This window comes from Phocaeicola oris (genome assembly GCF_021295095.1).
In the GTDB taxonomy this organism is placed as follows: domain Bacteria; phylum Bacteroidota; class Bacteroidia; order Bacteroidales; family Bacteroidaceae; genus Phocaeicola; species Phocaeicola oris.
This window is the reverse complement of record NZ_JAJLQX010000008.1, coordinates 25,875-41,320: the sequence shown is the minus strand read 5'-3', so window position 1 is coordinate 41,320 and position 15,446 is coordinate 25,875. Positions and strand designations below refer to the sequence as shown.

Annotated in this window: 8 protein-coding genes, 2 tRNA genes and 1 riboswitch; all 10 genes read left to right on the top strand. The window is 39.1% G+C overall.

Annotated features, from left to right (window positions below; genetic code table 11):
* Positions 1 to 466: 466 nt before the first annotated feature.
* The 10 genes from lon (at position 467) to LO761_RS05515 (ending at position 15,445) form a co-directional block, all read left to right on the top strand.
* Positions 467 to 2,971, top strand: coding sequence for an endopeptidase La (gene lon / locus LO761_RS05560; RefSeq protein WP_272817332.1), 2,505 nt, complete (start codon positions 467 to 469; stop codon positions 2,969 to 2,971).
* Positions 2,968 to 4,098, top strand: a complete 1,131-nt coding sequence (tgt, locus tag LO761_RS05555; RefSeq protein ID WP_272817331.1) for a tRNA guanosine(34) transglycosylase Tgt — start codon at positions 2,968 to 2,970, stop codon at positions 4,096 to 4,098. Before lon ends, tgt begins: the two co-directional genes overlap by 4 nt.
* A gap of 79 nt (positions 4,099 to 4,177) precedes the next feature.
* Entirely contained in the window at positions 4,178 to 5,341 is a 1,164-nt protein-coding gene (locus LO761_RS05550; RefSeq protein ID WP_272817375.1) for an LptF/LptG family permease, read from the top strand.
* A gap of 101 nt (positions 5,342 to 5,442) precedes the next feature.
* Positions 5,443 to 5,516: transfer RNA gene (locus tag LO761_RS05545), tRNA-Arg, on the top strand.
* 37 nt (positions 5,517 to 5,553) lie between these two features.
* Positions 5,554 to 5,627, top strand: a tRNA-Arg gene (locus tag LO761_RS05540).
* A 220-nt stretch (positions 5,628 to 5,847) separates the two neighbouring features.
* Positions 5,848 to 6,037: riboswitch (cobalamin riboswitch) on the top strand.
* 109 nt (positions 6,038 to 6,146) lie between these two features.
* Positions 6,147 to 8,273 carry a TonB-dependent receptor plug domain-containing protein gene (locus tag LO761_RS05535; RefSeq protein ID WP_272817330.1) on the top strand — a complete coding sequence of 709 codons (2,127 nt, stop codon included), beginning with the start codon at positions 6,147 to 6,149 and terminating at the stop codon, positions 8,271 to 8,273.
* Positions 8,260 to 9,327, top strand: coding sequence for a sirohydrochlorin cobaltochelatase (locus tag LO761_RS05530; RefSeq protein ID WP_272817329.1), 1,068 nt, complete (start codon positions 8,260 to 8,262; stop codon positions 9,325 to 9,327). Before LO761_RS05535 ends, LO761_RS05530 begins: the two co-directional genes overlap by 14 nt.
* A gap of 102 nt (positions 9,328 to 9,429) precedes the next feature.
* Positions 9,430 to 11,508 carry a TonB-dependent receptor plug domain-containing protein gene (locus tag LO761_RS05525; RefSeq protein ID WP_272817328.1) on the top strand — a complete coding sequence of 693 codons (2,079 nt, stop codon included), beginning with the start codon at positions 9,430 to 9,432 and terminating at the stop codon, positions 11,506 to 11,508.
* A gap of 610 nt (positions 11,509 to 12,118) precedes the next feature.
* Positions 12,119 to 13,144 carry a threonine aldolase family protein gene (locus LO761_RS05520; protein ID WP_272817327.1) on the top strand — a complete coding sequence of 342 codons (1,026 nt, stop codon included), beginning with the start codon at positions 12,119 to 12,121 and terminating at the stop codon, positions 13,142 to 13,144.
* Positions 13,145 to 13,189: 45 nt separating this feature from the next.
* Positions 13,190 to 15,445, top strand: coding sequence for an excinuclease ABC subunit UvrA (locus LO761_RS05515; protein WP_272817374.1), 2,256 nt, complete (start codon positions 13,190 to 13,192; stop codon positions 15,443 to 15,445).
* The last annotated feature ends 1 nt before the right edge of the window (position 15,446 follow it).

Sequence of the window (15,446 nt, the reverse complement as noted above, 5' to 3'; positions counted from 1 at the left end):
TACATTATTCTCCCGATAACGCAAAATATCAGTATGCCTTACCCATTAAAACATTTAATGATCTTATGACTGGGAAAAGTGATGCGGATGAGTTGCTCAGTTCATGCGGATCATTTGCTAAACTCATGCGGATGAGTTGATCAGTTCATGCGCATGAGTTGGACGGTTCATGCGGATCACTTCACACATTGATAAGCATCAAGATACAACGTCATCTTATTGGGTTTATTGTTTTATTCTGACCAACAGACATACTTTTCAAATAACACATCTGTTTTATCAATAAACAGGCTTTACGGATAAGCATTCTATGCCATTATAATTCTATCAATCGGCTACGATTAGGATTTATTTGGAGTTATAGGAATTATTTATCAGAACAATCAAGAAAATACCAATTGATTTGATTAACTTTGTAGCCCATTTTGGACTAAAGAGTCAAATGTAATTGAGGAATCAGATTTTTATGAGCACAAGAAAAAAAGCAAACAACTTTATGTTGAGGGACGAAAATGATGATGATATTTCCATGTTGACTGAAATTCAAACCGACCCGGAAATGATTTCAGTGTTGGAATTGGAAAAAGATATTCCTGTCATGCCATTGCGTAATATGGTTATGTTCCCATCAGTCGTTATGCCCATTACCGTTGGTCGTCCGACCACACAGAAGTTAATTAACGCAGCATATAAAAACAAACAGCCTATCGCAGTTGTTTGTCAGCTACACGCAGATACAGAAGAACCGGGATTCAATGACTTGTATAATATTGGAGTCATGGCTAAAATCCTGAGAATCTTCGAGATGCCCGGTGGAAACAACACCGTTATTCTTCAGTCGAATGGTCCGAAAGTGAGTCTGGATAAAATCACCTCCGAATTTCCTTATCTGATGGGCAGAGTTTCATCTGTTCCCGAAAACAATTCGAATGGCAATAATTCGGACGAGTTCCAAGCATTGACAGATACTTGTCGCGAACTGACAACGAAATTCATAGAAAAATCGGAAAAGTTAAGCCCGGATACCGTCTTTGCCATTAAAAATTTAAACGAAGCCGAGATATTAGTCAACTTTGTTTGTTCAAACTTCCCATTCGAAGTCAAAGAGAAAATACAATTGCTAAGGCTGAACTCCCTAAAAGAACGTATGTACCGACTGGTTCAAATTCTGAACAGGGAAATCAAATTGGCCGATATCAAGCAAAATATTCAAATGCGTACCCGCGAGGATATCGACCGTCAACAGAAAGAGTATTTCTTGCAACAGCAAATAAAGAACATACAAAATGAGTTGGGCAACGGATCGGAAGACGAGGTAAACGAACTGCGTGATAAAGCCAAAAAGAAAAAGTGGAATGAAGCGGTTGCCGACGTATTCAATAAAGAAGTCTCTAAGTTGGAACGTATTAACCAACAATCGCCTGATTATAATGTCCAGCTAACTTATCTGCAGACACTGCTCGATTTGCCTTGGAACCAATACACCACTGACAATCTAAATATCAACAATGCAGAACGAATTCTGAACAAGGATCATTACGGGCTGGAAAAAGTAAAGGAACGTATCCTTGAACATTTGGCAGTATTGCAACTGAAAGGTGATATGAAATCACCCATTATCTGTCTTTACGGCCCTCCCGGTGTAGGAAAAACCTCATTAGGCAAATCCATTGCTTCTGCCTTAAAGCGTAAATATATTCGTATGTCATTGGGAGGTGTGCACGATGAAGCCGAAATTCGCGGACACCGAAAGACTTATATCGGTGCCATGCCGGGACGAATCATCAAAAGTTTGACAAAAGCCGGGTCTTCGAATCCGGTTATCATTCTCGACGAGATTGACAAACTGAGCAGTGACGCACATGGAGACCCAAGCTCCGCTTTACTCGAAGTGCTTGACCCTGAACAGAATAATACATTCCACGATAACTATATCGATTTGGATTATGATCTTTCACATGTTCTCTTCATAGCTACAGCAAACACGCTGAGTACAATACCTCCCCCACTGCTCGACCGTATGGAATTAATTGAAGTAAGTGGTTACATTACAGAGGAAAAGATAGAGATAGCACGTCGCCATTTGATTCCTAAAGAGTTGGAAGCTAATGGCATGAAGAAACAAGATGTGAAGTTCACTAAGCCTGCATTGGAATATATCATAGAGAACTATACTCGTGAGAGTGGCGTACGCGAACTGGAAAAGAAAATCAATAAAATAATTCGTAAGATTGCATTAAGTATTGCTCGAAACGGTTCTTCTGAAATACGAACCATCAAGCCTGACGATGTAAAGAACTTACTTGGTCTTTCGGAATACAGCCGAGACAAATACCAAGGCAATGATTATGCCGGTGTAGTTACGGGATTAGCTTGGACATCAGTGGGAGGTGAAATACTGTTTATTGAAACCAGCGTCAGCAAAGGCAAAGGCAGTCGCCTGACATTGACAGGTAACTTAGGAGATGTAATGAAAGAGTCGGCCATGTTAGCTCTGGAATACATAAAAGCTCATGCCCAACTACTTAATCTTCCGGACGGTATATTTGAAAATTTCAACATTCATATCCATGTCCCCGAAGGAGCTATTCCAAAAGACGGTCCGTCGGCAGGTATAACCATGGCAACATCATTGGCCTCTGCCCTGACTCAACGGAAAGTTAAGCCGAATTTAGCTATGACCGGAGAAATTACTTTAAGAGGTAAGGTACTGCCTGTTGGAGGAATTAAAGAGAAGATTCTGGCAGCTAAACGTGCCGGTATCAAAGAAATTATATTGTGCGAGAACAATCGAAAGGATATCTTGGAAATCAATCCAATGTATCTTGAAGGATTGACTTTCCACTATGTAACCGATATAAAAGAGGTTTGGAAACTCGCTCTCTCAGATGAGAAAGTAAATGATGCCGTCGACTTCCAAAAAATTATGGATGACGACAAAGCGAAAGAAAAAGAAGAAACAAAGAAATGACTTTTGAACTGCAATATACAGACCCAAAGTCGAATGCCCGGGCAGGACTGATTACTACCGACCATGGACAGATAGAAACACCTATCTTTATGCCTGTTGGAACAGCCGGATCGGTAAAAGCGATACATCTGCGAGAACTTAAAGACGATATCAAGGCCCAGATTATTTTAGGTAATACCTATCATCTTTATCTGCGTCCGGGATTAAATATTCTGGAGAAAGCAGGAGGCCTGCATAAGTTCAACGGATTCGACCGTCCTATGCTGACAGACAGCGGTGGTTTTCAAGTTTTTTCGCTCACCGGAATTCGAAAGATGAAAGAAGAAGGCGTTGAATTCCAGTCGCACATAGATGGTTCCCGGCACATGTTTACTCCGGAAAGAGTAATGGATATAGAACGTACCATCGGAGCCGATATCATTATGGCCTTCGATGAATGCTGTCCGGGTACAGCCGAATATAAGTACGCGAAGGAATCGGTTGAGCGCACGCATCGTTGGCTCGATCGTTGCATTGCTCGCTTTAACGCGACAGAACCGAAATACGGATATAAACAAGCACTCTTCCCCATTGTCCAAGGATGTGTATATCCCGACTTACGCCGTTTGTCGGCGGAATATATCGCCTCGAAAAATGCTGATGGCAATGCTATCGGCGGTTTAGCCGTTGGTGAACCTGTAGAAAAGATGTACGAGATGATTGAACTGACCAATGCGATTCTTCCGAAAAACAAGCCACGTTATTTAATGGGAGTGGGAACGCCGGTGAATATTCTGGAAGGAATAGAAAGAGGAGTGGATATGTTCGACTGTGTGATGCCTACTCGCAACGGACGAAACGGGATGCTCTTTACTAAAAACGGCATTATGAATATGAAGAACCTGAAATGGGCTGATGACTTTTCTCCTATTGATGAAGAAGGAGATTCTTATGTGGATACAGCATACACGAAAGCTTATTTGCGTCACCTGTTCCACGCTCAGGAATTGTTGGCAATGCAAATTGCTTCGATACATAACTTGGCATTCTATCTTTGGTTAGTGCGCGAAGCAAGAAAACATATTATAGAAGGAGATTATGCCGCATGGAAACCAAGCATGGTTAAACGGCTTTCTACCAGATTGTAAAGATACGATGGAGGTATTGAAAAAAATAACAAATGCTTGGACTTCAACTGTCGAAGAGGCAAAGGCTGCTATCGACAGAATGAAAAGATTACCTGTCTGGATTAAGGTGCATAAGGAAGATTTCAAGCCGACCCGTTCCTGGCTTCGCCCAAGCCATTGGTTGAGACGTCTTGATATATACATTATAAAGAAGTTTCTTGGCACTTATTTCTTTGCTATCGCTTTAATTATCTCTATTGCCGTCGTATTCGACATTAACGAGAATATCGACAGATTCATCAACAACCAAGCACCTATTAAAGCAATTATTTTTGATTATTATATCAACTTTATCCCTTACTTCTCCAACCTGTTCAGTCCGCTGTTTGTTTTTATTGCAGTCATTTTCTTTACATCCAAGTTAGCAGAGAATTCCGAGATTATTGCGATGTTCTCTACCGGAATGAGTTTCAAACGTATGCTCCGACCGTATATGATTTCATCAGCATTAATTGCATTATTAACCTACGGATTAGGTGCCTATATCATTCCTAAAGGTAATGTTAAGCGACTGGACTTTGAAGTGCAATACAAGAATAAGAGAAAGAAAGTAGATTACGTACGGAATGTTCAACTGGAAGTAGCCGGTGGAGTGATTGCTTATATGGAGCGTTACGAAGACTTCAATAAGACAGGATATCGTTTCTCACTCGATAAGTTTAAGGATAAAAAACTGGTATCACATCTTACTGCCCGAAGCATTACTTACGACACAACAGCCGTTCATAAATGGACAATAAAGGATTATATGATTCGCGAAATGGAAGGTATGCGCGAAAAGATTACCACAGGACAAAAAATGGATACCATTGTTCCAATGGAGCCTTCCGACTTCCTGATTAAGAATAATCAGCAACAAACCCTGACGAGTCCGCAGTTGCATGAATACATTCGGAAACAAAAAGAACGAGGTTTTGCCAATATCAAAGAATTTGAGATTGAATATCACCAACGCATTGCTATGTCGTTTGCGGCATTCATTTTAACTACTATCGGAGTGTCTCTTTCTTCACGAAAAGTAAAAGGTGGCATGGGACTTTATTTAGGCATCGGATTAGCACTGAGTTTCTCATATATTCTGTTCCAAACCATTTCCTCCACGTTTGCTATCAATGGCAACCTACCTCCTATTCTGGCCGTTTGGATTCCAAATGCATTATACACATTCATTGCCATTTATTGCTATAAAAAAGCACCCAAATAATCACCTGCGCCATTTTGATCAAAAAAATCATCCAAAAAGATTTGGAAAGTCAAAAAAAGGAAGGTATCTTTGCACCCGTTAAATAAGAAAGCAAGTATATTGGTTCTGTAGCTCAATTGAATAGAGCATCTGACTACGGATCAGAAGGTTTAGGGTTTGAATCCCTACAGAATCACTTTTTGAATGCTTTTGAATAATTTTAATTATGGTACGGTTCTGTAGCTCAATTGAATAGAGCATCTGACTACGGATCAGAAGGTTTAGGGTTTGAATCCCTACAGAATCACACGAAAGCCAATTGAGTTATCTCAGTTGGCTTTATTATTACTATGTAACATCCTGTATCTTTACTTCGGCTGATGATAAGACTTCCATTATCCCGAATCCGATCAATGCTTTCTTTAACCCAAGCAGATTCTTCTATTTTTCATCTATTTTATTGAGATTGAAAAAAGAATGGTAAAAAATAATTCTATCAAAGCATATTATACTTAAATATTTATTGTAACTTTGCAAAGAATTTTAGGAATCAAACATTTATCCGTTTTGATGTAAGGGAATCCGGTGAAAAACCGGAGCTGTTCCTGCAGCTGTAATTCTCTGAAAAGATTCGCTTACTACAGTCACTGAGCAACGCTTGGGAAGACGAAGCAAATCGAGAAAAGCCAGAAAACCTACTAAGATTCACAATATAGTGCTTCCAGGAGTTGAAGTGACGGCTATAAAAAATGGAATTACAACCCATTTATATATTTATGTGCCAACATAATAACTTCAGCACTTTTTTATTTGGAATATTAAAAGTATGAAGCATAAGTTATTATTTTGTGCATTGTCTTTGTTTGTTTTCTGTTCAGTTTCAGCGCAAGTCAATGCAGACCTAACAGATTCCATTCCGGAAATCGTTATTACAGGAACCGGAACACAGCATCTATTAAAAGACGTCCCTGTACAAACAGAGGTTATCAGCCATAAGATATTAAAAAACTATGCAGGGAAAAGCATCTCAGATGTGTTATCAGGTTTAACATCCTCCATTGATTTTAATAAAGATGACATGGGTAGTCAGATACAGATGAATGGATTAGGCAATAACTACATCTTAATTCTTATCAATGGAAAACGAATACATGGAGATGTAGGTGGACAGAACGATTTAGACTTGATTGACCCACAAAACATTGAGCAAATAGAAATAGTCAAAGGTGCCTCTTCTGCCCTCTATGGAAGTGATGCTATTGCCGGAGTCATTAATATTATTACCAAAAAACATGAAGAAGGTTTGTTACTCGAAAATACCACACGTACAGGAAGCTATGGAGATATTCGTCAACACAATGGAATAGGTTTCCGTTCTGGGAAATGGAGCTTATATACAAACTTTCAATTACAACATTCCGATGGTTGGCAAAACACTTCCATAGAAGACCCAAAACAAACAGAATTCCTTATCACAGATTCCAAAAACAAAACCGTGAACCGACATACCAACTGGCAAATATCCGAACGCATAGGTTATGAGATCAACAAGAATATAGAAATCTATACCGAAGGAAGTACCTATTGGAAACGCATCTATCGACCGAGTGGAAAGTATGCGGCCACCGATGTTAAGACATACGATTTAGAATATCATAACGGATCGGTCAGTGCCGGAGGTAAATGGAAACTGAATAAGATAGATTATGTCACACTCAACACCAGTTGGGACAAACATGCATACTTCTACAATTATACGGATACTACATTAGAAGATAGATACGTTAAGGGCGTTTTAGATCATTATTATCCTTATTTTTCCGGACAAAAGAATTTGCAGAGCAACCAAGAACGTACCATGGTAGAATTAAAAGGAGTATTCAATCTGCCATACATGAACAGATTAATTGCCGGATTCGAGTGGAGGTATGATTGGCTGCACGCCCCTATGCGCGTTATCAAAGGTAAAGCTCACGATACCACCGAAGCACTTTACTTTCAGGATGAATTTAACTGGTTTCAACCATTGAATATCACAGCAGGATTAAGGTTGAACAATAACGAAGCATTTGGATTCAAAGCTACTCCAAAGATATCAGCCATGTTGAGTTTAGGAGATTTCAGAATCAGAACAACATGGAGTGAAGGCTTCAAAACCCCTACTCCAAAGGAACTATATTATCGTTATATACGAGAAATGTCGGGTACCTATTTATATTTAGGAAATAAAAATCTAAAACCGCAAACATCAACCTATTACTCACTTAGTGGAGAATATAGAATAAATCAGTTATCCATATCGGTAACATCTTATTATAATAATGTTGATAACATGATTGCTTTAGTAACCATTCCAAAGGGTGAAGCTCCGGCAGAATATCTTATAGAATATGATCCTGTTAAAGTACGTCAATACAAAAATTTGGAAAGTGCCAAAACTTTTGGCGTAGACGTGAATCTCAATTATAATATAACTAAAGAATTAACAATTGGAGGCGGTTATAGCTATCTTGACACAAAAGCACAAGTCTATAATACAACCAAAGATATACTGCAAAATGTGGTCATTGATGGTATGGCACATCACAAAGCCAATTGTTATATTACTTGGGGACATCAGCTCAAACCTTATTATCACATAGGAATCGGCATGTACGGAAAGATGTCTTCAAAACGATATTATCAAATAAACGGAAATGGAAAAGGATATCAGATTTGGAGACTCTCAACTACCCACGATTTCGGTCGAAGTAAAAAAATGACTTACCGTCTTGAAGCCGGTATCGACAATATCTTTAACTATATAGATAAAACTTATCATGGTTTGCACTTAGGAACGACGACGCCCGGCACAACCATATACGCGGCTTTTACAATCAAATTCTCACAAGGGAAAAAAATATCAAATAACTATAAACCAAATTTAAACAATAATTACAATGAAGAAAATTAAATTTATTTTATTGGCATTTATTGCCATGGTAACAACAACAATCTCTTTTACGTCATGTAGTAATGATGATACCGATTCAAACTACAATCGTTACCAATCTGCAGTAGACAATACTATTAAATCAGAAAAGAAGCATGATAAGGCTTTACTTTTGGTTGCATTCGGCAGTACTTGGCAGCAGGCTTTCGACGCGTTCGACTCAACTGTGGAAGCTTATAAAGCTAAATTCCCAGAATATGACGTTTTCTTGTCGTTCTCCTCGGCTATCTGCATTAATCGAGCAGCAGCCGGTGAACACGTTGCGTCACGTAACTTCTACTCTCCTAATTACTGGTTAGAAGGTTTTGGGCGTGTTCAATATAACACCATTGTCGTTCAATCATTACAGGTAATCCCTGGTGAGGAATACACACGTGTAATCAACTATATCAAAGATTTCGCTAACAATAACAGCGCAGACTTGGATGATACTTATCTGTCGCATGTAAAGCTTTATCTTGGAACTCCTTTAATGCAAGACGCTGAGACAGACGTAAATAATCTTGCTAATGCTCTTGATAAAAATCTCAGTTCATACGCGTCTAAAGGCACTGTAGCACTTATGGGACATGGAAACCCTGATACGTATGATACTTATAAAGCTAACATACGTTATTCTCAATTGGAAGAAGCACTGCAAAAAATCAATTCTAATTACTATGTCGGAACTGTAGACATGCCGGACAATTATAAGAATGACGTATATGCAAGAATGAAAGCTAACGGAGTTACCAATGGAACTGTTTATTTGCATCCGTTAATGTCTATCGCCGGAGACCATGCTCACAATGATATGGCCGGAGATTCCGACGCTCCCAAAAACTTAAATGAAAACGATGAAGAAGTAAGTTGGAAGTCTTTCTTTAATACCGCAGGTTATACTTGTGACAATAATACTTGTATAGTCAAAGGTTTATTGGAAGTTGAAGATGTACGCGCTCTTTGGATGCAGCATACAACAAATGCCATCAACGGTGAACCTCTTGATTTCTATCATTCTAAGAATCCGGAATAATCAAATCCGAAAGGATACATTATTGAATACTTTCATAACATACTATTTATCAGGTAGCTTTCCGCTATTAGGCGGAAAGCTTTTTCTATTATTAATTTGTGCATGAAAAAAAGAAGGAAAGCAATATTGACAATTTGCTGTTTAACCATACTTCAAGGAAATATATTTGCCCAAGTACATGTGTCTAAAAAAGATACTTTTGACATAACAAACCGCATCTTTGATTTGAGTCCGATTGTGGTAACCGGAAGCGGTCACCATCAAAGACTAAAGTCGACTGCTACACCTGTACATGTTCTATCTAAACAAGAAATGAATGAACAAGGAATTTCCAACTTCTCCGACGCTATTACAAAGATGATGCCACAAGTATCCATGTCTCCTAACTCCATGGGATCTTTCCTACGATTAAACGGATTAGGAAATAAATATATCTTAATACTAATCAATGGAAAGAAACTGATTGGAGATATATCAAATAACATAGATATCAACCGCATTAACATAGCCCGTATACGAAGAATTGAAGTTCTCGACGGAGCTGCTTCCTCTCTCTATGGATCGGACGCAATAGGAGGTGTAATCAACATTATCACCGATCAGCCTACAGAAGAAATGATTGCGGCAACATCAGATACTCATATTTCAGGAAAAGGAAAGTTCACGCAGTCTGTAAACGCAGATATTATAAAACACGGATTTGGATCATACACCTCATTTACACACGATGAAGCTCACAGCTATTCTAATAATGATTTAGAATATATAAAAGATTCTACTACGGAAACACAAAAAACAATAGCTCCACTATTTACCGGTTATCATTCAAACATATTCAGTCAGCGTTTTTCTTACTCACCGACGAATCAGTGGGCATGGCATGGAGAAATGGAAATATCAAAGCGACTAACCGACCGACCGGAAACAAGTACGGAAATAAGCGGAGGCTCAGATTACGAAATGCGGCATAAATCACTTCGATTCAATGTTGGAGGAATCTATAAATTTAATAAACGAAACTCATTGCAATATGACTTTACCAGCGATAACTACCGCTATGGAAAAGAATACGATGTAATAACAAAAACCTATCAGATTGGAGATTATATCCAATCGAAAAAACAACAGCATTATGAAAATGAATTGAAAGGCATATTTGGATTTACGAAAAACAGTACCACTATTTTGGGGGCTTATTGGAGTAACGACTTCTTAAATTCTTCTTCCGGTTCTGTAAACAATCATATTTATACTTTAGCCGGATACGCGCAACACGAATTGGTTATCATAAAGAACTTGAAAGCTACATTGGGAGCACGTTATAATCATCATGAGATATTTGGCAACCGATTCACTCCAAAGGTCGCGTTAATGTATTCTCCAAAGCATTTTAATCTGCGTGCCACTTGGTCTACCGGATTCCGCGCTCCGGGAATGGACGAACTTTATTACCATTACTTCAGCACTTACAGAGGAAATCCTCAAATCATCTTCGGAAACAAGAACCTGAAACCGGAGAAAAGCAATTACTATTCAATAAACGCAGAATATCACACCGATGTATTTACCCTTTCTGTAACGGGATTCATAAATACCATCGACGACATGGTTGTGAAAGAAGCAACAAGCATCAGTGACGACGCTACACGTAAATCTTTAGTAGCAGAATTTCCGGAAATGACAGAATCAGATGCCAAGAAGCTAACACGCTATACTTCGTATATGAACAGTGACAAGGGACTGGTGAAAGGCTTGCAAGTCAATTTCTCTGCCAATGTGTTCGATGGAATCTACTTCAATGCCAACTATTCATATACCAATGGAAAAACAAAGAGTGGAGATAGTTGGACTGTACTCGACCGTTCAATCAAAAATGCCTTGACATTGGCTGCTAATTATAATCATTTATGGAATAAGTACACGCTAAATATTAATTTAAACGGAAGGTTCCAGAGTAAAACTTATTATCCGTTATATGAGGATGCTCCCGGCTATGGTATTATGAATCTGAACACTACCCATACTTTCAATTATCTGAGTTGGATGTCTGTGGAACCAAGTATCGGCATTGATAATATTTTCGACAAGACCGATCACCGCATAGGCAGCAGTACTCGCCGCTATGCTCTTTTTTCTCCGGGAAGAATGTTAACAATAGGTTTAAGATTACGTTTTCACTAAGCAGATTTATACTCGTTTAACAACAGGCAATAACCTAAGTAACGCAAGATGAATACATAACTTTTTAGAAAAGAATCATAACATCTATTATTCCGATATATAAGAGTAGGAAAAGTGAACTATATAAATTGCCATATTCATCAGAAGAATTTATCGTTTCACAGAAGTGAAACAATCGCCTCACAGAAGTGAAACAATCGCCTCACAGAAGTGAAACAATCGCCTCACAGAAGTGAAACAATCGCCTCACAGAAGTGAAACAATCGCCTCACAGAAGTGAAACGAATAAATCATACGCATCACTTTTCTAAATCTCTTTATGAAATATTTAATACATCCGACGAAAAAACAAAAACACCTTTTAAACATGTTATACGACCCTTTTCATCTAAGAGTCAGGCTTAACAAATTCATTCTGTCGATGGTGTACAAAACGCAATTAGTCTAAAAAGTCACATAAAGTAAACCACAATACAAAAATGCAAGGTAAAATAACTTGAGTTAATCATAAAATTGGTAGCCGTTAATATTTCATCGAACCACGCTCGAACAAAAATAGATATAAATAAATTTCTGTATATTTGCACCGTTATAAAATGCAAATATGCCCATGATATCATTTGAATGCGACTATAATAATGGAGCTCATCCATTGATTTTGAAAAGTTTGATGGAAACGAATAATACTCGTACATCAGGTTACGGGTTCGATCCCTTTACAGAATCGGCAAAAGAGAAAATAAAGAAAGCTATCGGGATACCGGAAGCGGATATCTACTTCCTTATTGGTGGTACGCAAACCAATGCTACGGTGATTGATTCGTTACTTCGTAATTACGAGGGGGTTATCTCTGTTGACTCCGGACATATCACCATTCATGAGTCGGGTGCCATAGAAGCTTCAGGACATAAAGTACTCCCTTTAAAAGGTAAAGAAGGTAAGTTAGACGCAGCCTCCATTGATGCATATATGAAACGTTTCTTTGCCGATGAAACTAATCCGCACTGTGTACAGCCGGGAATGGTATATATTACTTTTCCAACCGAGTTGGGAACCCTTTACACCAAGCAAGAATTGGATAAAATCTATCAAGTATGTATGAAGTATGAGCTTCCGCTTTTTGTCGATGGAGCTCGCTTGGGCTATGGATTAATGTCCGACAGCAATGATGTAAGCATTCACTATCTGGCTACACATTGTGACGTATTTTACATAGGTGGAACAAAAGTAGGGGCATTTTGTGGAGAAGCAGTGGTATTCACTAACATGTGCGCTCCTAAACATTTTTTCACTACTGTAAAGCAGCATGGAGCACTGATGGCCAAAGGACGTCTACTCGGCATTCAGTTTGATACTTTGTTCACAGACAACCTATATTTCAACATATCGCGCCACGCAATAGAGATGGCGAATCAACTAAAAAAGCTCTTCATTAAAAGAGGTTATAAGATGGCTGTCGACTCACCCACGAATCAGCAATTTGTTCTTCTAAATCAGACTCAATACGATAAGTTGAGACAGAATGTCGCGTTCGAAATATGGGAACGTATTAACGCAGAGCAGCTTGTCTGCCGATTTGTTACCAGTTGGGCTACCACCGAGGAAGATATAAACCAATTGGAACAACTTCTTTAACAGTTTTATTATCAATTCTTTATTCTTCATCATTCATTCAATATGGTGTCAGATCAGGATTTCATTCATATAGTTGGAGCTAAGGAAAATAATCTGAAGAACATATCCTTAGATATTCCTAAGAAAAAGATTACCGTATTTACCGGAGTGTCAGGTTCCGGCAAGTCATCACTGGTAGTAGATACCATTACCGCATGCTCACGGCGTGAGCTGAACGAAACCTTTCCCAGTTTTATTCAACATTACCTTCCGAAATACGGGCGTCCGCATGTAGAACGCATTGAAAATCTCCCTGTCAGTATTGTTATCGACCAGAAAAAACCCGTTCAGAATTCTCGTTCCACAGTGGGGACATATACAGACATTTATTCATTGCTTCGACTCCTGTTCTCGCGCGTCGGGAAACCTTTTGCAGGCTATTCCGAGATCTTCTCTTTCAACCATCCAAATGGACGTTGCACACGTTGCGACGGATTAGGAGAAATCCGCGAACTGGATATTCATAAACTGGTGGACTTTGATAAATGTTTAAACGATTCGGATGTCATTCACTACCTGACCTTTCAACCGCATGAATGGCGTTGGATACGATATGCACACAGTGGACTGTTCGATTTGAATAAAAAGATAAAAGATTATTCGCCGGAAGAATTAGAGCTGTTCCTCTACTCTCCGGTCATAAAACTAAAGAACCCACCATCCAACTGGCCTAAAACAGCTAAATATGAAGGATTGATTCCACGCATGTACCGAAGTATTATTAATTCGGAAGAAGGAAAACTTCATAAGAAAGCTGTCGATCCGCTCATCACTACAAAAGTCTGCCCTGATTGTCTTGGAGCACGACTGAACCCGTTGGTACTATCGTGCAAGATTAATGGAAAGAGCATTGATGATGTGACAAAAATGGATATTCCGGAAATGCTTGAATGGTTGAAAACAATAGATGACCCAAAAGCAGTAGATATGAAAGAGGCACTATGCAGAAGGCTGATGGCTATGCAGGAGATTGGTCTCGGATACTTAACACTTGGTCGGGAAATGGATTCATTATCCGGAGGAGAAGCCCAACGATGCAAGATAGCCAAATACATCAACTCATCACTGTCTGATGTACTTTACGTGCTTGATGAACCAAGTGTAGGACTCCACAATCATGATATCCGACTACTAATAAACTCTGTACGCAAGTTACGTGATAACGGTAATACCGTTCTGCTGGTAGAGCACCATAAAGATATGATAAGTATTGCAGATCATATCGTGGATATGGGACCGGGATCAGGTGCTGAAGGCGGTAAAATCATATACGAAGGTAGCTATGCCGGACTGATGAAAAGTGGTACACAAACAGGTCTGCTACTATCTCAAAAACGCAATTTAAAGTTACGTCCAAGAACTCCGAAAGACTGGTTCATCATTAAGAACGCAAACTTGCACAACCTGAAGAATCTGACGGTAAAAGTCCCTTTAGGAGTGATGACAAGTATCGTCGGTGTCGCAGGATCGGGAAAGACATCCCTGATGCAATGCTTCAGAAATCAATATCCGGGAGAAGTAGTATATATCAGCCAACGGAATATAGGAATCAGCTTACGTTCTACTCCGGGTACCTACACAGAAGCTGCCAATGATATTCGTAAATTGTTCGCAAAAGAAACAGGAGCCGAGTTCTCAATGTTTACTTTCAATGGTAAAGGCGGTTGTCCTGTTTGCGGTGGCAAAGGAATCATCGTATCAAACATGGCATTTATGGACCCGATAGAAACAGTTTGTGAGGCTTGTGGAGGATTACGGTATAATGATGAAGCACTTAGCTATGAAGTAAACGGGCTAAATATTGCTCAGGTAATGGATCTGTCAGTCAATAAAGCCATTGATTACTTTAAAGATACCTCCATAGCCAAGAAACTGCTCCCCTTGCAGAAAGTTGGCGTAGGTTATCTGCATTTGAACCAAGCTTTGTCTACTCTGTCAGGTGGAGAGCTTCAACGAGTAAAACTTGCGTCATTCCTTGATACGAAAAAAAGTATCTATATACTCGATGAGCCTACTGATGGTCTACACGTGAAGGATATCAATCATATTATTGAGCTGTTCGATTCAATGGTAGACAATGGTAATAGTATCTTCCTCATTGAACATAGCTTAGAAGTACTGAAAGCTTCAGACTACGTAATAGAAATTGGTCCTGCCGGAGGCAGAATGGGTGGAGAACTACTCTATTCAGGTGAAGTAAAAGGACTGCTGAATTGCCAACAGTCCATGACACGTCCCTATCTGCAAGCAGAGTTGACTTAAA

Bases quoted from the DNA above. Each gene is read 5' to 3' on its own strand.
- LO761_RS05530 (WP_272817329.1), top strand. From the start codon at position 8,260: ATGAAGAAAATTAAATTTATTTTATTGGCATTTATTGCCATGGTAACA.
- LO761_RS05525 (WP_272817328.1), top strand. From the start codon at position 9,430: ATGAAAAAAAGAAGGAAAGCAATATTGACAATTTGCTGTTTAACCATA.
- LO761_RS05535 (WP_272817330.1), top strand. From the start codon at position 6,147: ATGAAGCATAAGTTATTATTTTGTGCATTGTCTTTGTTTGTTTTCTGT.
- lon (WP_272817332.1), top strand. From the start codon at position 467: ATGAGCACAAGAAAAAAAGCAAACAACTTTATGTTGAGGGACGAAAAT.
- LO761_RS05550 (WP_272817375.1), top strand. From the start codon at position 4,178: ATGAAAAGATTACCTGTCTGGATTAAGGTGCATAAGGAAGATTTCAAG.
- tgt (WP_272817331.1), top strand. From the start codon at position 2,968: ATGACTTTTGAACTGCAATATACAGACCCAAAGTCGAATGCCCGGGCA.
- LO761_RS05520 (WP_272817327.1), top strand. From the start codon at position 12,119: ATGATATCATTTGAATGCGACTATAATAATGGAGCTCATCCATTGATT.